Origin of the sequence: Sphingobacterium sp. UBA7631 (assembly GCF_002483935.1) — a bacterium.
In the GTDB taxonomy this organism is placed as follows: Bacteria; Bacteroidota; Bacteroidia; order Sphingobacteriales; family Sphingobacteriaceae; genus Sphingobacterium; species Sphingobacterium multivorum.
In genome coordinates, this window is the sequence record NZ_DLIX01000005.1 from 97,419 (window position 1) to 123,812 (window position 26,394).

Below are 26,394 nucleotides of genomic sequence, written 5' to 3' on the forward strand. Positions count from 1 at the left end.
ATTTTACTGTTCTCAGAAAACTGAGGTTCAATAACAGTAGATTTTTTTTCATCATTCATTTTGCTCAGCATTGGTGAGTACTATTGGTAAACTTTAACCCAGTCAACACGCATCTCAACGGGTAGCTTGTCTTGATTCACTTCACCAACCCAGCTTCCGCCCAACTGTTGGTCAATCAAAAGATAAAAGGGTTGATCATAAGGCCACTGAGAGGGATCTACACCATCAACTCTTGGGTAAGTAAAGGTGTCAACACCATTTAACTGAAATACGATACGGTCGGGATACCAGCTTATACCATATATATTATACGCGTCAGTGTTGACCGAAGCGGTACCAAAATGTTTCGGATTCTCCTTTTGCCCCAGATCCAACGTATAATAGGAATGCGTGGTCTGGTATATGATATTGTCAAAATTAAGATGCTCCATAATATCGATTTCACCATTTCTAGGATATTTCCCATACTTGTCCAACTCCGCCAGCATCCACATGGCAGGCCATGCTCCTTTTGCACTTCCTAGCTTGGCTCTGATTTCTATGCGTCCGTACTGAAAAGCAAACTTCCCCTTGCTCCATATCCCGCCTGTCAAAAATGGTCTTGAATCGCTATTTTTGTCTGTATTTTTTATTCCTTTAAGAATTAACTCACCATTTTCCCATCCAAAACAGGCGTCATCCATGCTCATATGCCGATTCCAATCGGCTTCCCCTGCTGGAATCCGGGACCATTTACTACTATCTAGTTTTGGGGAATTGAAGTTTTCTTCCCATACCAGCTTCCATTCTTTAAGCTCACGATCCTTCTTTTGCATATACACATAAGGATATTCTTTTGGACTATAATGAACACTACATGCAGAAAATAGTAAGAAAAAACAACTTAGGCTTAGGACTCTCTTCATAATTAAAATAGTGGTTTCGCAAAAAATGATTTAGGCCTAAATTTAGACATAAATTACCATAACCGACAACTCCGCTAAAAATTAATAGAAACAAAGATTCAAACGCAAAAAATGAGATTGCGCAAAGTCCTTAAAACATAGGGTGAGCATTTGCCGCGTTCTTAGGTACATCTTGCTGCGCGTCCCAATGCTCTACGATTTTACCTTCTTCCAATCTGAAGATATCGATTGTCGATTTAAGGCTACCATCTGGATTCTTATTTTTTAGGTGTATGAAGACCAAGTCGCCGTCCGAAGCAATATGCTGTACATCAATCTTTGTCTTAGGCTGCCCTTCAAACCACTTTGTCGCAGCGAGCTTAAACGCTGCTGCCCCATCCGCAATAGCGGGATTATGTTGGATATACTGAGGAGAAATGTACTTGTCAACTGCAGAAATATCCTTATCACCAAACATTTGCTGATAAAAATCTAAAACGATTCTTTTATTCTCTTTGTTTTCGTCAAGTTGTTTTTGCGCAGCTTCTTTGGATTCATCTGTCGAAGGTTGCTGACAACCCAGCGTTAGCAATAAAACAGAGAAAGTCATAACCTTAACCATTATTCTATTTTTCATCTTTAAATCCATTTTAATTGAAGTCATCGATTCACACCTCACCTTAGCACACTCCAATTTACCTAATTTATACAATATAAACAGCTTTTATCTGAGGTCTTTTACTTTATAAATATTGGCATGATAATTGGATTTATTCCTATAGTATAATATTCAGAAATATACATTTCATAAATTTAGGTTAATAATTGGTTAGGTTAAACACCTGAAGTCCCCAACTTCAGGTGTTTTTTATATATTTTCGAAAATCAGTATTGCTATAAAAACAAAAATGACAATTATCGCTTTTATTAATCTAGTTCAATAAAATTCCTTATTGCGCGATGTAACTTTACGTCAGTTAAGAAAATAAAATTATCAGCTATGGAAAATAAAATATTAGGACTACATCACATTACGGCGATAGCAGACAATGCAAAGCGAAATCTCGATTTCTATACAAAAGTACTGGGCGTACGCCTTGTCAAAAAAACAGTTAATTTCGACGACCCAAGCACCTACCACTTCTATTTCGGTAATGAACAGGGCGAACCAGGAACGATTCTTACGTTTTTCCCTTGGGAAGGTATCGGAAAGGGTACTCCGGGAGCGGGAATGGCGACTCATATTGGCTATGCCGTACCTCAAGGGAGTTTGGATTTCTGGAAAAATCGCTTAGCGGAACATCAGATTAGTTTACAGGAAAATGAGATTTTTGGAGAGAAGCTGATTTCATTTAATGATCCCGATGGATTGCAACTTCAGTTTATTGAAACTAACGACCCTAGAAAGGCATGGACAACTACCGACATCAATGCAGATCATGCGCTAAAAGGATTCCATAATGTCACGCTTTCATTAAAAGAAGCAGATCCAACTATACGCGTATTGACCGATATTTTAGGTTATTCGTTTCATCAGCAGGATGAGAACCGCTATAGATTAACAACTGACAGCATTGAAACAGCAAACATTGTCGACATAATAGCGGATAAAAATCTGCCCTATGGCAAAAATGCGGCCGGCACAAACCATCATATCGCATTCCGGGTAAAGGATGATAATGTATTGATGGAGTATCGCGAAAAGGTCCTTTCGGCAGGGCTGAATATCACAGAAAAAATAAATAGAGATTACTTTTTCTCACTCTATTTTCGTGAACCTGGCGGTGTCTTATTTGAAATCGCGACAGACAATCCCGGGTTTACAGTAGATGAACCCTTATCCACTTTAGGAGCGGCACTCAAATTGCCAAAACAATATGAAAGCTATCGTTCGCAGATTGAACAGACATTGCCAAAAATCGATTAATAAAAGTTTATAAACATCATTTTACAAAAGAAGAAGTTATGGAAAGAACTGAAATTGTATTAGACAAAAATCAACGTGGGGAGCTCCAATTATTCTCCGACGATCACAAAGCAGGTTTAATGAGCATCGCTATCATTGACGGGAATTTAGTAGTTTACCATACAGAGGTAGACGAAGCTTATGAAGGCCGAGGATTTGCCAAAATACTTCTTGAGAAATTGGTATCTCATGCGCGTGAAAACAACATGAAAATTGTTCCTTTATGTCCTTATGTAAACGCACAGTTTCATCGTCATCCAGAGCTTTATCAGGATGTTTGGTTTAAAAAAACGGTATAAATTACCATAAAAAGAAGGGACAAAATGAGTCATTCAATCAATATTAAAACGGCTGGGCAAAGTTTGGAACAGGCAAAAAAAGCCATCGTCATGATCCATGGTCGTGGGGGAAGTGCAGAAGACATCCTTGGTATGTCATCCTATCTTCATGTCGATAATTTTGCGTTACTTGCACCACAGGCAGAAAATCACAGCTGGTACCCCTATTCTTTTATTGCTCCCGTACAAGAGAACGAACCCTGGTTGAGTTCTGCAATTGATCTGATCGATCATACGGTCAAACTAGCTTTAGCCAATGGAATCCTCACCGAAAACATCTATTTTTTTGGTTTTTCTCAGGGTGCCTGTTTAACACTAGAATACCTTACACGGCATGGTCAACGCTATGGTGGTGCTATAGCAATTATTGGCGGAGTAATCGGTGAAGAAATTAACAGGGATAATTACAAGGGTGACTTTGCTCAAACACCTATTTTTATAGGCACTAGCGATCCAGATTTCCATGTTCCTCTTGAACGGGTGGAAGCTACAGTAGCCATCTTAGAACAAATGAATGCCAATGTAAAGCTCATGGTATATCAAAACGCAGGCCACTCCATCAACCGCGAGGAGATCGATCTTGCAAACGAATTCGTTCTTTAAGAAAGACAGAAATGATCCATTGGTAAGAGTGATCCATTGGTTGTTGATTAACTATGATTAATCAACAACCAATTTTTTCGACACATTAGACTTTAGGGTATTTATAGCCATTATGATAAACTGATGCCAGGTACCTATTCGCTTTCTGATCCGTAAAATGCTGTTGTTCTTTATCCCAATAGAGTTTTTGTCCTGTCCTAAATGCAATATTTCCCAATTGAGAAAAGATGGCAATATGGGCTCCTACTTCAATTGGTGCATGGAGTATTTGTGGATTACGTTGGCGAATGGCAGCCACAAAATTTTCCATATGTTTATCCAAGCCATTTTCTAAAGAAGGTTGGATAGAGACCGCTTCCATCCTTCCTTTTTCTGGAATGACCTCCCATCCCGATCTATTCAACACCAGCGTACCATTGTTACCAATAAATGCGACACCATGATTACGATTATAAGGTCCGAGATCAATACCCTTAGCATGCTCCCATTGGATGTTGAAGCCCTCAAACTCATATACGGCAGTCATGGTATCAGGCGTTTGGCCAGCATCGTCCGGGAATGCGAACTTACCTCCTGAGGCCATGATGGATTTTGGATCAGAAACTTTCATCCCCAGTAAAGCATAATCCAACATATGCACGCCCCAATCTGTCATCAAACCACCCGCATAGTCCCAAAACCAGCGGAAATTAAAGTGGAATCGATTCGAATTAAATGGTCTTTTTTGTGCCGGGCCTAGCCATTCCGTATAATGCACACCTGCGGGAACCGGTTCATCGGGTACAATGGGAATAGCACTTTTCCACCCCTGATAAGACCAAGCTTTCACCAATCGTATTTTACCTAATTTACCCGAATGAACAAAATCAATGGCGTCCTGGAAATGTTGCTGGCTCCGTTGCCACTGTCCAACTTGCACAATAGCCTTATTCTTTTTTGCCGCCTGAACCATTAATTGACATTCAAGGATAGAGTTACCAATAGGCTTTTCGACATAGACGTGTTTCCCCGCATTTACGGCATCGATCATTTGCAGGCAATGCCAATGATCCGGAGTTGCAATAATGACCGCATCCACCATTGGGCTGTTGAGCATTTTTTTATAATCTACAAATGTTTCGACATGTATGTTTCTTTTTTGAAGTTCTTCCGCTCTCTTTTTAAGAATATTTTCATCCACATCGCAAAGAGCGGTACAAACCAAGCCATCATTCTTTAACAGCGCATTCAAATCAGCCCAGCCCATACCATTTACACCAATTAATCCAACCCGGATGGATTGATCTAAAAAGGTTGAACCTTTCGCATTTAAAAAAAATGTTGAAGCAGCTAAAACAGTAGACGTTTTGATAAAATCTTTTCTATTCATTGGATATTGGTTTAAGTTTTGTTTTTAACGGATATCATCTAAATATCAAATACGAATAGACTACATATGCTTGGATGAATGCCATTTAACAAGAATTACGTTCTTTATTATTAAAAACAAATTGCTTCGATGAAAATACAAAAATGAATTTAGGTGCTCGCAAAAAGCATTGTAAAATATATATCGACAATTGTTGCGGAACCTTATGGACAAAACGAAAAAATGGTCGAGTTAGAATCACTCGACCATACATCTACCTATGAAAAACATGCCCTTGGGAGGGGCGCATGAAGTTAATACTAATTTCACGAAGAACAAACATTTAAAAAAATATTTATCTAAATAATTAATAATACCATTAACAATAGAATTATTAATTGATCATGTTACATTGGTTGGAGGGATTGTGTTATATTAGGCATTTATGTTCAATAATTTCCTTCCTCTAGCGCTGTTCCAATCAACATCTTCTTCAAAAAAAGCCTCAGTTACACAACACATTTTATAATTCATTTAAAAAAAATAAAAGATTAATCATTTATTATGCCTACCTTGCCGCACTTAATTAAAAATAATGAATACAGGTAAAATTAAATTTTTCAATGAAACTAAAGGTTTTGGTTTTATTACACCAGAGGATGGTAGTGCAGATGTTTTCGTACACGTTTCTGCGCTTAAAAACCAAGTATCTGAAGGCGACGTTGTAACTTATGATGTAGAAAGAACTCCAAAGGGGATCAGCGCTACAAATGTAAAATTGGCGTAATCCAAAAAATACACTTTCTTGTTAATGGGGTAATTCTTAATGACTTATCCCATTTCTTTTTCCTATTCTTCCTTTACAATTTTTCAGCAATCCTTTACTTTTCCGTTGAAGACTTTTAGTTTTCAAATAAAAGCATAAAAAGGATTCTCAAAGGTTTTATTTAAGACAAATTCGAACATACTATTTATGGAATTTAAACAACTCAGTTTAATCGCTCCGCTTTTAAAAGCAATAACAGAAACAGGCTACACACACCCCACTGCAATTCAACAGAAAGCCATTCCAGTTGTATTGCAAGGCAACGATCTTATTGGTTGTGCACAAACGGGAACAGGCAAAACCGCCGCTTTTGCACTTCCGCTTTTACAACGTCTTGAAGAAACTAAGACTTCAGGTAAGCTCGTTCCGATTAGGGCTTTGATCCTTACGCCAACACGTGAACTAGCCATTCAAATTGGAGACAATATAAACTTATACCGGAAATATCTAAAACTAAACTACTGCACTATTTTCGGTGGTGTAAGCCAAGAAAAACAAGTTAAAGAAATTAAAAAGGGCGTCGATATTCTTGTAGCTACCCCAGGCCGCTTACTGGATTTAATGAATCAAAAAATAGTTTCTCTAGATAAAATCGAAATCTTAATATTGGACGAGGCGGACAATATGCTGGACATGGGCTTTATTCATGACATCAAAAAGATCCTGGCCAAAGTTCCGTCAAAACGACAAACATTATTCTTCTCGGCAACGATGCCACCCAATATCCGTAAATTTGCACATGGCATATTACATAAACCTATTGAAGTTGACGTCACCCCGGTAAGCTCAACGGCCGAGAAAGTCAATCAATCTGTATTTTTTGTTGAAAAGAAGGATAAGATCAAATTATTGACGAGCATACTAAAAAAGCTGAAGCATGAGCGTACCATTGTCTTCTCCCGAACAAAACACGGAGCGGATAAAATCGTTAAGTTACTTGCGAAAAATGGTTTGAGAGCAGCAGCCATTCACGGAAATAAATCTCAAAATGCGAGACAAAAAGCGCTAGGTGAATTTAAGGACAGTCATCTTAAAATATTGATCGCTACCGATATTGCTGCAAGAGGAATTGATATCGAACAACTCCCCCTTGTGATTAATTATGATCTCCCTAATGTACCGGAAACCTACGTTCATCGCATCGGAAGAACAGGAAGAGCTGGCCAGGAAGGAAAAGCCGTTTCTTTTTGCGATGTAGAAGAAAGACCATATTTAGCTGATATTGAAAAATTAATCGGACTAAAAATCAAAATAGAAAAGATCAATAAATAGATCTTTATAAAACCTCAAGTAAAAGCCCCTAAATTATTGGATTTAGGGGCTTTTATGTTTTATTTATGGTTTGCGATCTGCCATCAACAGTGTCGATGGCGTGAAAGGAAGCCAATGTACTTTTTTATTGACAATTTTGTTCCAGCTGGGAAGGCTGATCAACATTAAGTCTTGCTCCTGCCAGGTCTCACGGTTTAACTCTTTTTCAGTTAGTGTAAGATGATTTGGTACAAGTTGTTCCAATTGCCTCAATTTCTCTTTAAAGCTCTCATTGGTTTTCAGCACTTGGTTGAGATCCCACACAATGACTTGAGCATCGGAATGCTGTATTAGACGCTGTATCATTTCACCAAGAAATTCATCGTTTTTTAAGACAACAGGAACAACCACACGCTTTGCCTTTAGAAAATTTTTATCGATTAAGATACCTACCTGTGCATTTACTTTAGCATTGATTTGCTGATTTCGATCGAAAGTCATGAAAGGAGACTCTGCATTTGTAACCGTATGGAATAACTTCTCGGGATTCACAATCCGGGTAGTAAAATCTAAAAAACGCCCCAGTAAGCTTCCCTCATAAATTGATTCACTGACACCCAACAATAATAAGTCCTGATTGCGCTCATTGGAAGTTTGAACAATCTCGCTGTCAATATCACTGGAGATTTTAAAAATTGTCTGGATCGGTTGCCCAAGCTGCATCGCCACCTGCTTAATTTCACGGAAACTATCCAGCTCCTGGATTTCCACTTCATAATGATGTAATTCGTTGGCAGGCTCAATATGTAATGCCGTAATTTCAGCGTTCTTTTTTGATTTCAACGTTAAAGCATCAGCCAGATACAATAGTGAAATCCCCGTGTTACTTTTCGCAAAAGACAATAGAATCTTAAATTTTGATTTATCACGGAAATCTTCCTGTAGTGAATTTTTCTTAGGTCGATAGAGGAAATTGATTAAATCTAAAGATGGTCCCGTCATAAAAGTAGTGACCAACGCCATTACAACCATCATCGAAAATAATTCAGCACTTAAAACGCCAAGATCGTATCCAATATTGAGGACGATAAGTTCCATTAGTCCCCGCGTGTTCATTAAGGCACCAATACTCAAACTATCTTTCCAGCTTTGACCAACAAAGCGCGCCGCTAACGTACTACCTGCAAATTTACCAATAACCGCAACCAAAATAATCCCAATGGTAATCATCCATAACTGAAGGTCATTAAGCAGACCGATCTGCGTGCGGAGACCTGTAAAGACAAAGAATAAAGGTAATAGTAACAAGGTTGAAACATCTTCGATTTTTTCGATAAATGCTGTCCGGAATCGACTCCCTTCAGGCATAATAGCTCCGGCCATAAATGCTCCAAAAAGTGCATGGATTCCGATTACTTCGGTCGCATAAGCCGACAATAACAGCACAATAAAGAAAATAGCAACAACAGGCTTACTTAGGGCTTCTTTACTTCCTTTTACCTCTCCAACGCGCATCAAAAATGGACGAACGATCTTAATCATGATGAGCACATAGGCAACAGCCAGCCCGATGGTATATAATGCACTAGCGAAATCACCCGCTTTGACAATTGCTATCACGACAGCCAGAATACACCAAGCTGTAATATCGTCTGCAGCGGCGCAGGTAATCGCCATTGCACCTAACTTACTTTTTTGCAATCCCCTTTCTTGTATAATTCTAGCAAGAACAGGAAACGCTGTTATACTCATGGAAATACCAATAAACAAGCTGTAGGATAGAAACTCTACATTTGTGGGTGGATGGAATAGGTATAAAAAATAAGCCAGTGAAATTCCCAACGTAAATGGGATCACAATGCTTGCATGAGAAATGACAACAGCATCATGCGCTTTATTTCGCAGCACATTCAGGTCCAGCTCCATTCCAATGATAAACATAAATAAGATTAGCCCAATTTGGCTCAGAAACTGCAAGTTACTAAGCGATTCTACAGGAAAAAGTGTATGCGAAAATTCGGGAAAATGGAGTCCCAGCAACGATGGCCCCAATATGATACCGGCGAGCATCTCTCCTATGACGACAGGCTGCTTAATCTTTATGCAAATCCAGCCCATGATACGTGCAGCGATAATGATTGTCACGATTTGCGCCAGTAATATCGCTAGCGGATGCTGCAGACTATGGAATAAGGTTGATGTAAAATCGTTCCAGGCACCTTGACTTGTTTTCTGTCCACGCAGCAGCTCTGGAGCCTCCAGCTGTGTCCCCAAATGAATCACCCAATACATCACACCGAGTAATGTACCCACTAACACTACGTAGAAAATTGTATTCCTATATCTCCTCATCTTCAATGGCAATTAAAATAAATATAATGACAATAGCATACTAAGTCCCGACCAATATTCTTTAAATAAAGGGGGGATAAAATACATTCTCAACAAAAATATAATTCTGTTGCAGTTTTAATGCCTTTCAGCAGGTAGGTCTAAGAAAATATGTAATGAACCAAAAGAATTTTGTAATCAACTGAATTTCTCGAAAAACATTTTCTTGTACGATTCGCCCAAATTAAAAACAAGGGGTAGATTTTGTTCGTCCAACAAAGTGCTTGTAATTTCATCAGCCGAGAAAAATTTGACGATCTTGGCTGCAATGATCTCTTTTTTATTGATACGGATAAAATCCTGTTCAGGCAAGATCTCCATCAGCTTATCAAAGCTTATATTTTTCAATAAAATAAATGAACCATCCGCCAAATAAACTGTTTTATCCCGGCTGTCTACTTCAGCTATTTGAACATAGTTAATCTGTTCGAAATACAATACTGTTTTTCCTTTATTCGTATTAAATTGCGCAAACGAGACAGTTTCAGATCGCTTGCTGATTAGCTGCTCAACCTTCATAATGGCTTGTTGAAGACGTTCCAAGGACAGTGGTTTACGCATATAATCTACTGCGTTGATGTCAAATGCCTCGCTCGCATATTGTTTATATGCGGTAGAAAACACAATTGGAAAGTCTTTTAGCTCTATGGCTAGATCAAATCCGTTAAATTCCGGCATTTCAATATCCAGAATACAAAAATCAAAACTCAACTTGCGGTATTCACTCAATAATACAGTTGGATCATTAAAAGTTTTCACCACCTCCAAGCCAGGAATCTGTTCACATAGCATTTTCAAAAATCTCAAGCTTGGTATTTCATCATCCAAAAGAATACATTTCAAATTTTTTTCAATCGGCATACAATCTAATTTGAAGGTGGGCAGTATAAACATCATTTTCTACAAATCTGCGCAGATGATGTCTACCTGGATAATACAACATGAGACGCTCTTCCAAGGTTTTGCTACCTATTCCACTTTTAGACTTTTGCAATGGTGAACGTTTTGATATTCGATTGTTTACAACTAATTCGAATAAACCGTTCTTAAAGGTCAACATGATTGCGATAAAAGAATCCGGACCGTGAAAGTCCGCATGCTTAAACGCATTTTCAATTAAATCAACCGACATCAGAGGAACAAAAGAAGGTGTGTTCAATATAGCGTCATTTAGTTCATCAATATCAAATTTTACGCGGATATCAAATAAAGGGCTTAATTTAACTTTATTAATCTCAATGAGATTGCGGGCAAATTCAATTTCGGCCTTTGGTGAAACGAGCTCATCTTCGCTTTCATACAACACGTAATCCAATACCATGGCCAATTTGTCCATCGTATAATAGGTTTGATAAGCATGGGAAAGTATTCCGTTCAACGAATTTTTAAGCAAATGTGGATTTAATTGAGCCCGATGGAAATGTGCTATCTTTTGATTGTCCATACGATTAAAAAGATCTTTTTGTCGTCTATTTTCGACCTCCAATTTCCGGTATTTTTGTCTTAACAATAGAAACAAAACCAATACTACAGCAACAATGGTCAGCAATAATAGAATGATTATATTCGAGATTTCAGTCGTCATGTTCATCCAAACTTAGTTAAAATTTCATTCTAAACGAAAAACCAGTTGCAGAAAACCTGGATAATCAAACTCGTTAACGATCAAATGAAATCTGAGCAATCTAAACAAAATACAGCACTGTAAAATTCTCATGTATTTATTACAAAAATTAACAGTTTCATTACAATTTAGTCACTTTGAAACATTAATTTCAGATTATTATCCTTATATTGAGACTATTGTAATTAGCCGATCAAATGATTGTCTACGCTATTTTGGTTAAACCCGCCTGATTCTTAATCAGGCCTAATATGAAACACTATGGAAAAGCTCATTTTCGAAACTAATGCACAACATCCCAGTCTTGTAGACAAAATTAAACAAGCTGTTGAAAAACTGAATGGCATCCACGAATGGAAAATCGACTTGGATTCTATTTACAATCTGTTAACCATAGAAGGCATTCGATTAAACCCGACGGAAATCGAATCGGAGCTTGCGCTACATGGCGTCGAAGCAAGTCGTCTATATGAAGAGTAGACAAACGACTTGATAGCAAATAAAATAAGTTTCTTGGAAGCTAGATGGTTAATAACAACCGAATTCAATAAAACTGAACTTCTTCCAGCATAAGATTAATGCATTCTTATGCTGGAAGAAGCATCAAATCTTTTTAATAACCATGGCAGAGGCACCGCCGCCACCATTACATATCGCAGCCAGTCCTAATGATCCCCCTTCCTGTCTTAAGATACTACTAAGTGTTACCACAATTCTAGCTCCCGAACATCCCAATGGATGCCCCAAAGATACCGCCCCCCCATAAACGTTTACTTTGTTCAAGGGTAAGCCTAAAATTTGTGCATTTGCCAAAGCGACAACAGAAAAGGCTTCATTAAATTCGAAATAATCAATATCATCAATGGTAAGGCCTGCTTTTTTTAATACTTTATTTGTGGCAATACTAGGCGTTGTCGTAAACCATTCTGGCACTTGTTCAGCATCAGCATAAGCAATAATCTCGGCTAAGGGGACAAGTCCAAGTTCTTCCAATTTTTCACCAGACATGAGCAGTACCGCAGCAGCTCCATCACTTATCGTCGATGCGTTCGCTGCAGTTACAGTCCCCTCTTTTTTGAAAGCGGGTTTAAGCTCAGGTATCTTGTCAAAATTGACCTGAGAAAACTCTTCATCCCGCGAAACAAGCACCTCTCCTTTTCGACTCTGTACCGTTATAGGTTGGACTTCGCTCAAAAACTTATTTTTTTGCCAAGCATCGAGACTTCTTTTATAGGAACTTATTGCATAATTATCTTGTTCTTCACGACCAATATGATATTTTTCGGCGCATAGTTCCGCGAAGACTCCCATGGCATCATTTGAATAAGCATCACTCAAGCCATCGCGTTGCAAGCCATCACTCAGGCTTTGAGCACCAAACTTCGCACCCCAGCGCATAGCATCTGCATAGTAAGGTACCCTGCTCATGCTTTCCATCCCCCCTGCAATCACAACATCCGCATCTCCCAATAGAATACTCTGCGCAGCAACCGCTATGGCTTTCATGCCACTTGCACATACCTTATTGATGGTTGTTGCAGTTGTATGATCTGATAAACCGGCGAAACGAGCAACCTGTCGAGCCGGTGCTTGTCCTAAATCAGCTTGCAAAACAGCCCCCATAATAATCTCGTCGACTAAATCACTGGCAATTCCAACTTCATCAACAACCGCTCGGACAACCCGGGCTGCGAGCTTCGTGGCTGAAATCGACGATAGCGCTCCACCAAAGCTTCCAATTGGTGTACGTTTCGCTGCAACGATAAATACGCTTTTTGACATGATATAAAAATTTATAATTGTTTTGCTAAAATTAGGAGGCCTATCCTAAGCGTATCCGCAACAGCCCTTCCTCATCTTAAAGATAAAAAATATAACAGATACCCCACAACAAGTCGGTTTTATTTTTTTTATAAAAACAGAATAAATAGAAAAAAAACAACCCAAAAACTTCCCTACTTAAACTATTAAACGAAAAATAAAGAATAAAAATTTGCAAAAAGCCAAGCCTTTTCGTTAAATTCGTTTAGATAACATCCTAATGGACGGGCATTCAAAAGGCCCCCTTACATAAGATAACCAGAAGCAAGATAAACGATTATGCAGACAATCCGGTTTACAGCTGAACATCAGATTTTTCGCGATACACTTCGCGCATTTATTCGAAAAGAGATTACACCTTACATCGATTATTGGGAAAAACAGGGGGAGATCGACCGGAAAGTGTGGAAGAAAATGGGTGATATGGGATTTATGGGTCTCAATTATCCAGAAGTGTATGGCGGACTAGAACTCGATTTTTATTATTCCTTGATACTCTGCGAAGAATTATCGTATTGTTTTTCTGGCGGATTTACCATTTCCGCGCTTGTCATTCAGTTTATGTCGGCTCCATACCTACTGAAATATGGATCAGAAGATCTGAAAGCACGCTATCTTAAACCGGTTATTGCTGGTGATATGATCAGCGCTGTTGCTATTACTGAACCCGGGGCTGGTTCTGACGTAAAGCAGATCAAAACAACAGCTGTCCGCGACGGAGATTTTTATATTGTCAACGGATCTAAAACATTTATTACCAACGGTTACTACGGTGATTTTTTCATTACAGCAGTCAAAACGGCTCCTGACCAAGGAACAAAAGGAATAAGCTTGTTAATTATTGACAGAAATGCAAGCGGAGTCTCTTCAAACAAAATCAATAAATTAGGTTGGCACGCCTCGGACACTGCCGAACTAGGTTTTAATAATGTGCGAGTCCCTATTTCTCACCTTGTTGGCATTGCCGGAGAAGGATTTCGCTATTTAATGGATGGACTTCAGTTGGAAAGGCTTACCGCAGCTGTTCATAGTCTCGCTACCGCAGAATCCGCATTTCAGTATACGCTTGATTATATAGCACAACGCGAAGCCTTTGGAAAAAAGATCCAGGAATTTCAAACCATACGGCACCGGATCGCACAAATGGCAGCCAATATTGCTACCACGAAAGCCTTTGTCTACCATTGTTGTGATCTCCAAGACCAAAACGAATATGCAGTCCAAGAATGTTCCATAGCGAAGCTACAAGCAAGTGAGCTCGCCGTCAATGTCGTAAACCAATGTCTCCAATTATTTGGCGGTTATGGCTTTACAGAAGATTATAAAATCGCACGTTTATATCGCGATGTCCGTGTCGGCACCATTATCGGAGGAACCTCAGAAATCATGCTCGAAATTATCGCGAAAATGACAATAGATCATGTGACTTATCAATCCGGAAAGTCCAAACAATAGAAAGCTTTTAAAAATCAGGACCAATACAATGGATGAAAATAAATCTTATAGGACACACCCTCTCTTTCGTGTAGAACAGGATAATCATCATATCATTACAATCCAACCTCTATCGGCAGCAGCTCCAGAGCAGTTGGATATGATAGGCTATCTCACACAATTTGTCGATTTGGTTACGTTCATTCTCGAACGGGAAGATACGGTAGGCGTCGTATACACTTGCCCGATTCAAGACGAAAAAATTGAGTATGCGCAATTATTTAGGCAGTTTTCTTCGAGCCGCTCGAGCCCTTCGGACTTATTCGAGCTTACATCAAAAGTTTTGCGTTGGGAAACGTTTAAAAAGCCAATTGTCTCTCTTTTCACTAACAATTGTACTGCGATTGCCCTAGCGACTATGCTATGGTCTACTTATCGTATCGCCTCCGAAAAACTTCAGTTTGGCTTTCCGGAAAGTAGGTATGGTTTGTTTACGGCTTTTGGTGCAACGATCTATTTGCCAGCATTGATAGGTACTGAAAATGCCCTAAGTCTGCTGACACAAAGCAAACTTGTGAGCAGTGAAGAAGCACATCAACTTGGGTTAATCAATGAATTGGCGCAGAAGCCGGACGATTGCCTACCTTTAGCAAAAAACTGGATTCTTCATCCTCCCAGCATTGATGCCAACCAGCACACAAAACAAATGGACGAACTGGGGCCCGAAGCAATTCTCGCTATCCAAAAAAAAGCACGCGGCTTATACGCCGGCACAAATGCAGTTATTGAATTATTACAAAAAAAACAATTATCTACACCGTTTGAGGCGGCCGAGCAGGAAGCAAACTTGTACCTGCATGTATTAAGACGTCCCGAGCCACTCAGCATGGTCCGTACACTTCATTATGGTGTCCAATTGGCGAAATCACCCAAAAGTATAAACCATTTTGAGGATTATAGCCTAAAAAAAATAGGCATTCTGGGTGCTGGAATGATGGGTTCGGGGATCGCTTATGAGGCGGCCCGGGCGGGAATAGAAGTTGCTTTAAAAGACGTTACACTTTCCCAAGCCCAACGCGGCAAAGCTTATGCTAAGCAGGTTTGTGAAAAATCACTGGCTTTAGAGGCCATGACCGCATCCCAAGGGGAACAATTGCTTGCACGCATAAAACCAACGGAACAAGTCGGTGATCTGAATGGATCTGACTGTATTATTGAAGCTGTATTTGAAGATTTCCACCTAAAAGCTAATGTCACACAAGAAAGCTTACCCTATTTAAGTGAAAATGGGTTCTTCGCGACAAATACGACATCATTGCCCATTACGGAGCTTGCGAAAGCAAGCACCGAGCCTAAGAGTTTTATCGGCATGCATTTCTTTTCTCCTGTTGACCGCATGCCTCTTGTCGAAATCATCTGTGGTAAACAAACCGCGCAAAAAACGTTGGAGAAAGCACTCGCCACAGCTTTACGCCTCAATAAAATTCCGATAGTCCTACAAGACGGTCCAGGTTTTTTCACCTCGCGTATTTTCTTCAACTATTTACTGGAGGGTATTACAATGGTATTGGAAGGAATCTCTCCAACTCTTATTGAAGAGGAAGCGATAGCTGCAGGTTTTGCCGTAGGTCCCTTAGCGGTATTAGACGAAATCTCCTTGGAGCTAATGCTCCATGTATATGATCAACTTCCACAACTACATGCCAGCCAAAAGCGCACATACAATTACCTCAAAGGTATGGTGGATCAAGGAAGAAAAGGAAAAAAATCAGGCGCCGGATTCTACGATTATGACACTGAAACCAAAAAGAAGAAAATTTGGAAAAACCCTATAATTGCATCTGTAAAGGAAAATATAACTGCTACAATTATCCGTAAGCGTTTATTGCATGTTATGGCATTGGATAGTTACCGATGCCTCGCAGAAGGTGTACTTCATCAACCCATCGATGGCGATATTGGTTCCATCTTAGGGGTTGGTTATGCAAGCCATACAGGGGGGGTATTCGGTCACATCGATCTCACAACACTTCCTCTATTCGTTTCGGAATGTCAACTATTTCAGCCCTACGGTGAACAATGGGATATTCCAGCATCTTTAAGAGAGCTGGCAGATAAAGATTTCAGATTTTATAATGGTTTCGACTCAAACTGGTCTTAAAACCGACCTGTGCTCAACTGAAGAAGTTGTCTAGCACCTATTAAATGCTACCCTAATAGATAACCATTAAAGGGTTAAAAAACTACCAAACAAAGGATTACATCTTTAAAACTAAAAATTCTATATAATTGCGTAATGATGTTATAAAGTACTAAACAAAAGCTAGGGCGACAAATAGGCTGAGTCACCCTAGCTATATCATTAGCGCACAAACAAATCCATGATACGCGAAACATCCTGTTCGAGGAAAGTATCGTAGTCCAAGGTAGCTGCAAGTATTTCCTTTTGCTGTTTTTCAGAAAATACCCGAGCAAGATTTGTTTTGTATTTTTCAATTAACTTAGGTATTCCTTCTGCCCTCCTTCTTGGATGACCTATTGGGTATTCGACAACTACCTCAGGCAATAAGGTCCCATCAGTCAATTCAATGGTCAAAGCATTTGATATCGCCCGCTTCTGTGGATCGTGATAATCAAGGGTGAATTGAGTATCTTCGATACAATAAATTTTATCGCGCAGTACATCAATTCTTGGATCAGAAGCGATATGATTTTCATAATCTTCAGCTGTCAGACGTCCAAAGATCAGCGGCACAGCAACCATATATTGAATACAGTGATCACGGTCTGCAGGGTTGTGCAAAGGCCCCTTTTTATCGATAATCCGGATAGCCGCTTCATGTGTACGAATGGTAACACGGGCAATATCCGAAGTACTTTTTCCGAATTCCTTCAATTGCTGATGAAGTAACATTGCTGCTTCGGTTGCAGTCTGTGCATGGAACTCAGCGGGAAAAGAAATCTTAAAAAGAATATTCTCCATCACATATGATCCGTAAGCACGTTGAAATTTAAATGCACTTCCTTTAAAGGATACATCGTAGAATCCCCAGATTGGAGCTGTCAAAACAGATGGATAGCCCATTTCTCCTGTTTTTGCGATCATGGCCAGTCGAACAGCACGTGAAGTTGCATCTCCGGCTGCCCATGATTTTCGGCTACCTGTATTTGGTGCATGCCGATAAGTGCGTAAAGCTTGTCCATCGACAAAAGCCAAAGAAACCGCGTTGAGCAATTCCTCTCTTGTGAGACCAAGGAGCCTACCTACCACCGCTGTTGAAGCTACCTTAACCAAAATAACATGGTCCAAACCCACTTTATTAAACGAGTTTTCAAGCGCCAAAACACCTTGTATCTCATGAGCCATAATCATTGCCTCGAGCACCACTTTAGTTTTCAATGGTTTTTGACCATTCGCAATATTGGTTCGGCTCAACCAATCTGCGACAGCTAAAATTCCCCCTAAATTATCGGATGGATGGCCCCATTCTGCAGCTAGCCAGGTATCATTAAAATCCAGCCATCGAATAATCGTGCCGATATTGAAGGCAGCCTGAATGGGATCCAATTGAAAATTTGTACCCGGCACCCTTGCACCATTCGGTACAACGGTCCCTGCCACAACTGGCCCCAACAATTTAGTACAGGCAGGATAAGTCAATGCTTCCAAGCCGCAGCCGATGGTATCGAGAAAACAGTAAAATGCTGTATTCCAAGCAACTTTTTCCTCAATTTTATAATTTAGGACATAATCCACAATGTCCACTAAAACCTGATCCGGTTGTGGTCTTTCATTTGATATTGCTGAACTCATTCGTGTATTTCGTATAAGACTATCGTTCTATTTATTAATATAATTCGTTTTTTTTATGCGCTAAATTCTTCCTCTCCCCCCTGTTCAAAAAGCACTTTAAACACCTTTCATTAATCCAAATTTACCGTTCGGAAAGAGGTACAAAAGGTCTATCATCGGGACCAATGTAGTTTGCACTCGGCCGGATAATTTTTCCATCCTGACGTTGCTCAAAAACATGCGCTGACCAGCCTGTTATACGTGAGAGAACAAATAAGGGCGTAAACATCTCCGTTGGAATCCCCATAATATGATAGGACACGGCGGAGTACCAATCCAGGTTAGGAAACATTTTCTTTTCTTCCCACATAACTTTTTCCAACCGCTCTGCGATCAGGTAGAGTGTCATGTCTCCTGCTTCTTCCGACAGCTCTCTCGCAACTTGTTTTATCACTTGATTTCTTGGATCCGAGATCGTATACACCGGATGGCCAAATCCAATAATGACTTCTTTATTTGCCAATCGTCTTCGGATATCCTCTTCCGCCTCATCAGCATTTGCATAACGACTCTGAATTTCGAAAGCGACCTCATTGGCTCCGCCATGCTTAGGTCCACGTAGCGCACCTATTGCCCCTGCTATACAGGAATACATATCTGATCCTGTTCCTGCAATTACCCGAGCGGTGAATGTGGATGCGTTGAATTCATGCTCCGCATATAAATTAAGTGAAATTTGCATCGCACTCACCCAAGACGGCGATGGAACCTTTCCGTGCAGGAGATGTAGAAAATGTCCGCCTAAAGTGGAGTCCGAAGTCTCAACCTGCACCTCACGTCCATGCTGACTAAAGTGATACCAGTACAACAGTGCTGAAGCCATCGATGCCATCAGACGAGTTGCAATATCCCGTGCACCAGCAATGGGATGACTATCCTTTTCTGGCGATACACTACCGAAAAACGAAACATAAGTCCGTAAAACATCCATGGCATGGGCTGTAGATGGCAACTGCTTAAGGACTTGTTGAACAGTAATAGGTAGGCCACGTTGACTGATCAACTGACTTTGATACGTAACGAGCTGCGCCTGTGTTGGTAGACTTCCATAAATAAGTAAGTAAGCAACCTCTTCAAAACTTGCCTGATGCGCCAGATCTAAAATATCATAACCCCTATAATGCAGATCATTACCACTTTTTCCGACAGTACTCAAAGCCGTATTACCAGCTGTTACACCAGAAAGTGCTACACTTTTTTTAGGCTTAAAACCTGCGCCGTTTGTCTCTTCCATCTGAATATAATTATTTGTTAAACAATTGATCCAATCGATTTTCATAAGCATAATAATCGATACTTCTGTATAACTCCTCTCTCGTCTGCATATCGTCGATCACATTCAGCTGCCCCCCATCTTCCCGAATATGACGATAAACAGTTGTAGCGGCTTTATTAGCTGCACGGAAGGCAGATAGCGGATAAAGGACAATAGAAACATCCGCGTGACGAAGTTCATCCAGGCCAAACAACGGTGTTTGTCCAAATTCGGTGATATTCGCCAAAATCGGAAGACCTGTTGCCGCACTAAATTGAACGTATTGCTCCAAATGATGCACCGCCTCGGCAAAAATAAAATCCGCTCCGGCTTCTTTATAAGCCACTGCCCTTTCCAAAGCAAGCTCAAGGCCTTCGGAAGCCAGTGCATCTGTACGTGCACCAATGGCAAAATGCTCATCCGTGCGTGCATCCACCGCCGCTTTCAGACGGTCAACCATTTCAGATCGAGAGACGAGCTCTTTCCCAGGCCGGTGCCCACAACGCTTAGCTCCCACCTGATCCTCCATGTGTACTGCCGCCGCGCCCACTTTAATTAAAGACTTTATTGTACGTGCCACATTGAATGCCGAAGGACCGAAGCCAGTGTCAATATCCACCAGCAAAGGAAGTTTACACACGTTTGTAATGCGATCCACATCAATCAAAACATCCTGAAGTGTTGTAATCCCAAGATCCGGAATCCCAAGAGAACCTGCTGCAACACCACCTCCAGAAAGATAAATAGCTTTAAAACCGGCCTGTTCAGCCAAAAGAGCATGATTCGCATTGATCGCTCCAACAATTTGTAATGGTTTTTCATTCTTGATCGCTTCCTTAAAAAGGAAGCCCGGGGATTTTATCATAATATCGAATTTGAAATTCCATGCCCTATAACCTCCTTTAGATGCAGGTTACAGCGACTACTTAAGTTTACTTAGTCTGAAGGAATTCTTTTGAGGCCCTTCCTCTTAAAGATACTAATTATCACCGCAATAAAACAAATTATTTTCTACATTAAAGGTCAATGACAGAAGAAAATACGGTAATAGTCCCAATTAATTATAAATAAATTATTTCAGCGGCTAAAGCTTTCCCGCAGTCTGCTAAATGGCCTTATCAACCGTGCACTATTTTTTCTAAGGGAGGATACAGTAGCAATTAAAAAGCCTCAACTTTTTGAAATTGATTTTTTTCTAATACTACAATCCCTTATTAAACGAGTTAACCGTACAAGAAACCCTTGCCAAAATACTAGCAAGGGTTTTCGCTTCAGTAAAACAGTAAAAATAACTTACTTTTCAATAAATTTTTGTCCATGAAAGACGCGTTTTGCCTGTCCCCGTGACACCTCGATTTGATCTTTCCATTTTTGTACTTTGGTCGCGTTTAACTTGGCCTGCCCTAAATCCCGAAGACGTGCAGCCAAGCGCAGCATTGCAATCTCCTTATTCTGCAATTGGGATCTCGTATCCATCACCTGAACACTCACCCCTGTCGGTGCATGCGTAGCTCTGACGCCAGAACTTACTTTATTGACATGCTGCCCACCTGCGCCGCTACTCCGCATTGTTTGGAAATATACATCCTTCAAATCCAACAGCCTTTCCTTTTCCCCAGGATGGTACATTTTAACGTCGACAAACCAATTCTTCCGTTTGTGTAAAGGACGAAAGGGGCTTTTACACACCCAACAGATTGTACCAACCCAATGATCAATCAATTGTTCCATATCTCTTCCGCTCAATCTGACGATTAACGAACAAGGAAGTCCATCAACGTCTTCTCTTTCTATTTCCGTGACTTCTACACCAACTTTACGGCTTTCAACAGCGAGTCTATCGAATACTAGCCGGACAGCCATATTACATTCCTTAGGACCTCGTCCCGAAGAAACCTGTAAATACCTTTCTTCCATCACCTTTATTTGTCCATGCGTACAATCTTCGGACTAAACGTTCCGAGAACATTCACCAGTTCCTCCTGCAATTTCATCACCCGATGAATATCTTTATAAGCACGTGGCGACTCATCCAACGCGCCCCCGATCAACTCCACACCACATGCTTCCAGATCTTTCAACATGGCGCTTTTTGTTAAATTATTTTTGCACGCAGATCTCGACATAACCCGCCCCGCTCCATGGGATGCCGACTGTAAACTTAAGGGGTTTCCCCTCCCTTCCACAATGAACCCCGGTGCTGTCATCGAGCCGGGAATCACCCCCAATACACCCTTTCCAGCAGGAGTTGCTCCCTTCCGATGAACGATATATTCCTCACCATTCACGAATTCCTTCCATGCGAAATTATGATGATTTTCGATCGTTACCACGGGGTTACATCCAAGTGCTTTAGCCAAACGTCGGTGGATATCCGTATGACAGGCCTGGGCATAGTCCCCTGCCAAATTCATTGCCATCCAATATTCTTGTCCTTCTTGGGTTGATAAATCCAACCAGGCCAAATGCTGCACATGACGAGGTAATGGACACAGTTGGGCAGCCAGACTCGTATAGTGTTTAGCGATATGTGCTCCCAGGCCGCGAGAACCACTATGGGATAAAATCCCCAAATACTGCCCTGGATCCATCCCCCATTCGTTCCGCACGGTATGAAGCTCAACAATGCCCATTTCGACAAAATGATTTCCGCTGCCAGAAGTCCCGAATTGCCTATAAGCTTTCCCCAACAGGGATTTTAACAGCGGGATTTCCTGAAATTCCGCCCTACTGAAAATGATGTGATCAGACTTCTCACGATGCGTGTCGGTTAAACCAAATTTGGTATTTTCCTTCAATATATTTCTCAGTTGAAATTCTCGTCCTTTAAAATAACTGCCAGGTAAGTCGAATATCGACAGGCTCATCCGGCAACCGATATCCACCCCGACACCATAGGGTATAACGGCATTTTCTGTAGCCAGGACCCCACCGATGGGAAGCCCATAACCTGTATGCGCATCTGGCATCAATGCACCTTGCCTTGAAATAGGCAATTGCAATGCATCGTACAATTGTCTTTTCGCCTGCTCATCAATTTCATTTGCACCAAATATGTTAAATGGAGCTCCATGCGCGCTCAGCTCCCGGACACGTATTTCTATGGGCTGCACCAGTCCTTCAGAAAGCTTTCCCCATATTTTATGCTCCATAAATCGCTCCGGAGCTTCTAAAAGCTCAGCAAGTTCAAGAAGAATGGTTTCTTTATTTTCTTTCTTTCGATACCTTGTGATCAGTCCCAAAGCTGTGTTAACTATATTATTTTGTGGAAAACCTATTTTTATTAGATCTTTTCCAGATAATTTACTTCCCATTTTTTGTAAAAAACATACATAATTAGCCACCAATTCCATCGTAGAAATCGGCAGCATTTTTGAAAAAATTTCGGGAATATTCTTTTAGAGATAACGAATCTATTAAACAAATGCTCTTCATTATGCACAGTTAATTCGTGCGAAAGAGCGGATTATAAACAGCTTTTCAGAAAGCCATATGCCCCTAAAGTGTCTAAGTTGTATGAATAGAAACGAAAATCAGGAAAAATAAAAAGCCCGAATGAACTTCGGCTTTTTCATCTGTATTAATTGGTTTTCCAAAAGAAGTGAAGCGATCCGATTATTCATTCCAGCGGATTGAACAAACACGATGTGCTCCAATTTTGAAGAATGTCTTAATTATGACAAAAAGCACGAAGATTGCTTTCAGCAAATCCATTTGCCTTAAAAGCTTGCGGTGTTATAATCTTGGTGACCAACATATCTCTTCGTTTTTAATTGTTATAATACTATTCTTGACAGCAAAGATAAATAAGTTTTATTTAAACTTTTCATATTTGCAAAAATTTAATTCGGGTTAAATGGAAGTGGATCCTTTAGCACAAATTTAAAGTCGCGTGTATTCCCGCCTCTGGTTACGCGGAAACGCATTTCCTTTCCCTCTTCTGATTTAAAAAGATTGTGGATCGACTCCAGGGAAAATGAAGATGCAGGTCTACCATTGATCCTTATAACCTTATCTCCCGGCATTAGTCCTGCGATTGCCGCAGGCGAACCATCACGAACCGTCGCAATTTTGTACATATTCCGTAGTACAAAGCGATACTGCACACTGTTGCCCATTCTTACCTCTGTACCGCCATCTTTTTGCAGAACCACGGGTATTTCTTCTTTTTCGTATTTAATGCCATCGTGGATAATTTCTAAGCCACTCATATTCAAATAATAAAAGCGATCAAAATCTTTATTCTTATGAAGGTATATGGATTTGTTGGGGTAATCGAATACGACCTTAAATCGGCGTAACAACTCATTTCCAATGGAACCTACCCTTTCGCTCACAAATGTTGCATGCTGTAACGAACTCAATTCGGGATAGGCTACGAGGGGATAATCCATTGTAAACGGCCCAAGTTCGAGCGATCGGATTCGATTTCTTTTTCCATAAATCTCACCGTTAAATCCTTGCCCTATGTAGTCATCAATAAATGGAGGCTTAATATCAAAATTATTTAGCTTGGAAGGAATAAGCATTAAGGCATCGCTATTTCCCATGTCGATCAATACACGACCATCAATAGCCACATCGCCCTGTTTAAAAGCAACCGAAGTATAGGGGCGACTGTTTAAAATATCCAAGGGCAAACGCTGCATCTTCTCAAGCCCCTTAGGCTTGTTCGCTCTAGGATATAAGGTGATGCGATGTTTTTGAAAATCCATTTCGATCATTTGGTTTTCAAAAAAACGACTACCCATAATTCCATTCACTTCCACGCCGATCCGGGTAGAAATATCAATATGAGCGTTTTGAAGAATATAGATCGGTTGATCCGAATCTTCATATACGCCTGCAATATTCACGTGATTGCTGATGGATAAATAGCCATCCAAACCCTCTTCCCGACCCAAGCCCTGAAACTTATTAACAAAAACAGCGCTATCAATTGACTTTAATGTTTCCCCAAATATCATGGTTTCTTTAACACCTGTATCCAACAGGAAGTTCATCATATACCCGTTTACTTGCACAGGTATAATGACTAGGTTATGAACAAAAAGAAAAGGAATTTTGACATTCTTTTTCCCGTTCAAGACAAACCCCACTTGTCCCTGCGTCATGAAAAAACACAACAGTGCCAGCGATAAAAAAACTGTTTTCATCCAAGTTTATATTTGGTATTTCCAATTTAAACAAGAAAATTCAGATTAAAGAAAGTTTATAAAAAAAAGCCCGTCTTACTGCCAATTCAACGGTAGGCAATTTATCTTTCTTATCTACAAGTCTGGTTGAGGATTACACCTACGTTACCGTTTCTTTGCTCTTTTATTGCTCTTTTATTGGCATTTTATCGTTAAAACACCAAAGAAAGACCAGAGAAACACCAAAGAAAGACCAAAGAAATACCAAGGAAACACCAAGGAAACACCAGAGAAATAGCGAACGAATACCCAGGAAGGTCTAATGAAAGTCCCTATAATAAGCGAAGAAACACCAAAGAACAAGCTATAGCTATTGTAGCAAATTCGGATCAAAGAGCGATCAGATTAGCTATTTAGACACTGCTTGTTCAGTGCTTGTTCAGTGCTCGTTCAGTGCTTGCTCAGTGACAACTGAATAAGTAATGACTAATCACTGTCTAAAAACTGCTTAAAAACTGGTATTAGGTATACGTTGGTATTAGGATATATCCGTTATATTGTCTATCTTGATAAGTTATTATCGGGGTATTGTCGAAATCATCAGGTCAGAAAAACATAGGTGTATAAAAAAAGCCTCTTTACGTATCGTAAAGAGGCTTTCAGTACCCGGAGCCGGAGTCGAACCGGCACGGTTTCCCACTGGTGTTTGAGACCAGCGCGTCTACCAATTCCGCCATCCGGGCATATCCGTTTGGGATGATGCAAAAGTAGGTTTTTTATTGAAAAGGAGAAAACTTTTTGAATAAATTTTCAATCAAAACCAATATAGGACTGAGATTCAGTCAAATAATTTTTCATTAGTTACTCAAAAAACTTGCTTTAACTGTGATATTAGCTGTTTTTTTTCTTGATGCTGTATTAAATGCACCACCTGAAGAGTATTCTTCGTTGTCGTTTTGTCCCGTTATCTGAAAAATTCCCAGATCGGCCTTTACCAGATTACCCAATCCGGCATTCGATTCCTTTGCGATATTCTCTGCACGTTGATGTGCATTTTTTGAAGCCTGTGAAATAAGTTCCAGCTTTAGATCCTCTAGCTTGGAGTAATAATAGTTAGGGGTACTGGAGCTAAGTTCTATCCCCTTGGAAATTAATGTCGATATTTCTCTTGAAGCATTGTCAACTTTATTTAAGTCTTTTGATTCGACACTGACGGCCTGCGATAAGGTATAACCGGAAAAAGTATTATAACCATTGCCTTTTCCATCGGTATGATATTCAAAGTCTTTGGCAATATTAACAGCCTCGAAACGGATCTCGTCAGCCTTAACCCCCTGTTGTACTAAAAAGTCCCGCACCAAATCTCTATCGGTAGCCAATTGTGCTGAAGCAGCACTCAATTCATAATTCTTTCGGCTAAAAGTAGCACTCCATTTGACTAAATCGGATTCAAAATCTTTTTTGGCATTACCATTAACAGTGATTGTCTGCGTCGATTTAAACTTATAGCGATAAGCTGTACCCAATATCCAGGTGCCGAGCAAGAGCACAACGCCCATTATAATCGAAATAATAACAGCGGATGATGATTTCATAACCAGTTTTTTATGTTTACGTAACAATGAATATACCAAAAAATCGATGTTTATTTATTTTTTATGAATA

The 26,394-nt window shown here is 40.1% G+C and carries 22 protein-coding genes and 1 tRNA gene; 8 read left to right on the top strand and 15 right to left on the bottom strand.

All coding sequences use genetic code 11. The features are described from left to right. Positions 1 to 80 precede the first annotated feature (80 nt). Together B3P16_RS08855 and B3P16_RS08860 are read right to left on the bottom strand one after the other, a co-directional pair. On the bottom strand, positions 81 to 905 hold the full coding sequence (locus B3P16_RS08855) for a glycoside hydrolase family 16 protein (protein ID WP_070565327.1): 825 nt from the start codon (positions 903 to 905) through the stop codon (positions 81 to 83). Positions 906 to 1,035: 130 nt separating this feature from the next. After that, positions 1,036 to 1,521, bottom strand: a complete 486-nt coding sequence (locus B3P16_RS08860) for a nuclear transport factor 2 family protein (protein ID WP_286842470.1) — start codon at positions 1,519 to 1,521, stop codon at positions 1,036 to 1,038. A gap of 363 nt (positions 1,522 to 1,884) precedes the next feature. On the opposite strand from B3P16_RS08860, the gene B3P16_RS08865 reads away from it, so the two are divergent. From B3P16_RS08865 to B3P16_RS08875, 3 genes are read left to right on the top strand one after another with little or no spacing between them, the layout of a single operon-like run. Next, a complete protein-coding gene (locus tag B3P16_RS08865) occupies positions 1,885 to 2,811 on the top strand; it encodes a ring-cleaving dioxygenase (RefSeq protein WP_286842472.1) in 927 nt (308 codons plus the stop codon). Between the two features lie 38 nt (positions 2,812 to 2,849). Then, complete coding sequence (locus B3P16_RS08870; protein WP_046672947.1) at positions 2,850 to 3,149, top strand: GNAT family N-acetyltransferase; 300 nt, start codon at positions 2,850 to 2,852, stop codon at positions 3,147 to 3,149. Positions 3,150 to 3,173: 24 nt separating this feature from the next. Next, positions 3,174 to 3,791, top strand: coding sequence for an alpha/beta hydrolase (locus B3P16_RS08875; RefSeq protein WP_070565331.1), 618 nt, complete (start codon positions 3,174 to 3,176; stop codon positions 3,789 to 3,791). Between the two features lie 85 nt (positions 3,792 to 3,876). On the opposite strand, the gene B3P16_RS08880 is transcribed toward B3P16_RS08875, so the two are convergent. Beyond that, entirely contained in the window at positions 3,877 to 5,160 is a 1,284-nt protein-coding gene (locus B3P16_RS08880; protein WP_286842474.1) for a Gfo/Idh/MocA family protein, read from the bottom strand. Positions 5,161 to 5,734: 574 nt separating this feature from the next. Here B3P16_RS08880 and B3P16_RS08885 point away from each other — a divergent pair. Both B3P16_RS08885 and B3P16_RS08890 read left to right on the top strand, forming a co-directional pair. Beyond that, the gene (locus tag B3P16_RS08885; protein WP_046672944.1) at positions 5,735 to 5,926 is read left to right on the top strand and encodes a cold-shock protein; all 192 of its coding nucleotides are present in this window, start codon (positions 5,735 to 5,737) and stop codon (positions 5,924 to 5,926) included. A 186-nt stretch (positions 5,927 to 6,112) separates the two neighbouring features. Next, positions 6,113 to 7,237: a DEAD/DEAH box helicase gene (locus tag B3P16_RS08890; RefSeq protein WP_070565335.1), complete on the top strand. Its 1,125-nt coding sequence runs from the start codon at positions 6,113 to 6,115 to the stop codon at positions 7,235 to 7,237. A 63-nt stretch (positions 7,238 to 7,300) separates the two neighbouring features. Here the strand turns inward: B3P16_RS08890 and B3P16_RS08895 are convergent, their stop codons facing one another. From B3P16_RS08895 to B3P16_RS08905, 3 genes are all read right to left on the bottom strand, one after another. Continuing rightward, entirely contained in the window at positions 7,301 to 9,568 is a 2,268-nt protein-coding gene (locus B3P16_RS08895; protein WP_286842475.1) for a cation:proton antiporter, read from the bottom strand. A gap of 177 nt (positions 9,569 to 9,745) precedes the next feature. After that, the gene (locus B3P16_RS08900) at positions 9,746 to 10,468 is read right to left on the bottom strand and encodes a LytR/AlgR family response regulator transcription factor (RefSeq protein WP_201303549.1); all 723 of its coding nucleotides are present in this window, start codon (positions 10,466 to 10,468) and stop codon (positions 9,746 to 9,748) included. After that, on the bottom strand, positions 10,458 to 11,198 hold the full coding sequence (locus tag B3P16_RS08905; RefSeq protein ID WP_083295901.1) for a histidine kinase: 741 nt from the start codon (positions 11,196 to 11,198) through the stop codon (positions 10,458 to 10,460). Before B3P16_RS08905 ends, B3P16_RS08900 begins: the two co-directional genes overlap by 11 nt. A gap of 294 nt (positions 11,199 to 11,492) precedes the next feature. Between B3P16_RS08905 and B3P16_RS08910 the strand changes: the two genes are divergently transcribed. Then, positions 11,493 to 11,711, top strand: a complete 219-nt coding sequence (locus B3P16_RS08910; protein ID WP_046672939.1) for a hypothetical protein — start codon at positions 11,493 to 11,495, stop codon at positions 11,709 to 11,711. Positions 11,712 to 11,834: 123 nt separating this feature from the next. On the opposite strand, the gene B3P16_RS08915 is transcribed toward B3P16_RS08910, so the two are convergent. Continuing rightward, a complete protein-coding gene (locus B3P16_RS08915) occupies positions 11,835 to 13,013 on the bottom strand; it encodes a thiolase family protein (protein WP_286842478.1) in 1,179 nt (392 codons plus the stop codon). A 318-nt stretch (positions 13,014 to 13,331) separates the two neighbouring features. Between B3P16_RS08915 and B3P16_RS08920 the strand changes: the two genes are divergently transcribed. After that, positions 13,332 to 14,507: an acyl-CoA dehydrogenase family protein gene (locus B3P16_RS08920; protein ID WP_286842480.1), complete on the top strand. Its 1,176-nt coding sequence runs from the start codon at positions 13,332 to 13,334 to the stop codon at positions 14,505 to 14,507. 28 nt (positions 14,508 to 14,535) lie between these two features. Continuing rightward, a complete protein-coding gene (locus B3P16_RS08925) occupies positions 14,536 to 16,647 on the top strand; it encodes a 3-hydroxyacyl-CoA dehydrogenase NAD-binding domain-containing protein (protein ID WP_286842482.1) in 2,112 nt (703 codons plus the stop codon). A 201-nt stretch (positions 16,648 to 16,848) separates the two neighbouring features. Here the strand turns inward: B3P16_RS08925 and B3P16_RS08930 are convergent, their stop codons facing one another. From B3P16_RS08930 to B3P16_RS08965, 8 genes are all read right to left on the bottom strand, one after another. Then, positions 16,849 to 18,300: a bifunctional 2-methylcitrate dehydratase/aconitate hydratase gene (locus B3P16_RS08930; RefSeq protein ID WP_286842484.1), complete on the bottom strand. Its 1,452-nt coding sequence runs from the start codon at positions 18,298 to 18,300 to the stop codon at positions 16,849 to 16,851. A 121-nt stretch (positions 18,301 to 18,421) separates the two neighbouring features. Further along, positions 18,422 to 19,573, bottom strand: a complete 1,152-nt coding sequence (gene prpC, locus B3P16_RS08935) for a bifunctional 2-methylcitrate synthase/citrate synthase (RefSeq protein WP_286842486.1) — start codon at positions 19,571 to 19,573, stop codon at positions 18,422 to 18,424. 10 nt (positions 19,574 to 19,583) lie between these two features. Then, entirely contained in the window at positions 19,584 to 20,459 is an 876-nt protein-coding gene (prpB, locus tag B3P16_RS08940) for a methylisocitrate lyase (protein ID WP_115049283.1), read from the bottom strand. A 428-nt stretch (positions 20,460 to 20,887) separates the two neighbouring features. Further along, entirely contained in the window at positions 20,888 to 21,511 is a 624-nt protein-coding gene (prfH, locus tag B3P16_RS08945) for a peptide chain release factor H (protein ID WP_286842488.1), read from the bottom strand. 5 nt (positions 21,512 to 21,516) lie between these two features. Next, positions 21,517 to 22,908 (bottom strand): RtcB family protein, encoded by a 1,392-nt coding sequence (locus tag B3P16_RS08950; protein ID WP_286842491.1) that lies wholly within the window; start codon positions 22,906 to 22,908, stop codon positions 21,517 to 21,519. Positions 22,909 to 23,436: 528 nt separating this feature from the next. After that, complete coding sequence (locus B3P16_RS08955; protein WP_286803033.1) at positions 23,437 to 24,750, bottom strand: PDZ domain-containing protein; 1,314 nt, start codon at positions 24,748 to 24,750, stop codon at positions 23,437 to 23,439. Positions 24,751 to 25,392: 642 nt separating this feature from the next. Further along, a tRNA-Leu gene (locus B3P16_RS08960) sits at positions 25,393 to 25,472 on the bottom strand. Positions 25,473 to 25,586: 114 nt separating this feature from the next. Further along, the gene (locus B3P16_RS08965) at positions 25,587 to 26,324 is read right to left on the bottom strand and encodes an SIMPL domain-containing protein (protein ID WP_046674621.1); all 738 of its coding nucleotides are present in this window, start codon (positions 26,322 to 26,324) and stop codon (positions 25,587 to 25,589) included. Positions 26,325 to 26,394 lie beyond the last annotated feature (70 nt).